Raw genomic sequence first — 594 nt, forward strand, 5'->3', positions numbered from 1 at the left:
TAGATTTATGAGTCGTTAGTAGCAGCTTTCAGTAAAAAGCAACAGCACAACATCAATATGTAGCCACCATCCCCTTACCCCACGATGCGACTTGAGGTAATACGCAGATTCTAACCGGAAAGAAAGGATTCTTATCCGAATTCTGTTTTGAAAGGTCTTGCATAAGCCCGGTTTTCTGTATAGATATTCAGCACGTATTGCCTTGCTGTCATGATCCACTTGGCAGGTACGGAGATGAAGCTGAAGACAAAAGCCTTTATGCGACTCGTTTCCTTGAGCCCGAAAGCCTTGGTGTCAAGCTTGCTAATGATGGTCTTATAGAAATTGTGTATCAATGCCGTAAGCAGAAGGAATACGGTGTTCTCTGACATGAACGACTTGGGGAGCCTGTTCCAGCCGAATCCGTTGTTCATATCATCGAATATACGCTCTTTGCCCCCACGCTTGTTGTAAAATTCGACGATGTCTCTTGTTGATGAGTCATAATCGTTGGTAAGAATGCATCTGTAGGTGTATTCACCTTCCCACAAGTCAAGCTCTCCATCCATGCGCTTTTGTCTCTGAATGACAAGACGATAGCACTTGCCTTCCCAT

1 protein-coding gene is annotated in these 594 nt (G+C 44.3%); it reads right to left on the minus strand.

Translation table 11 applies throughout. The features are described from left to right. Positions 1–131: 131 nt before the first annotated feature. Positions 132–594, minus strand: a 463-nt coding sequence (locus ACTQ16_RS16745; RefSeq protein WP_441938566.1) for a transposase, incomplete at its 5' end; no start/stop codon positions are given.

Origin of the sequence: Prevotella sp. LCP21S3_D2 (assembly GCF_052118345.1) — a bacterium.
GTDB lineage: Bacteria > Bacteroidota > Bacteroidia > Bacteroidales > Bacteroidaceae > Prevotella.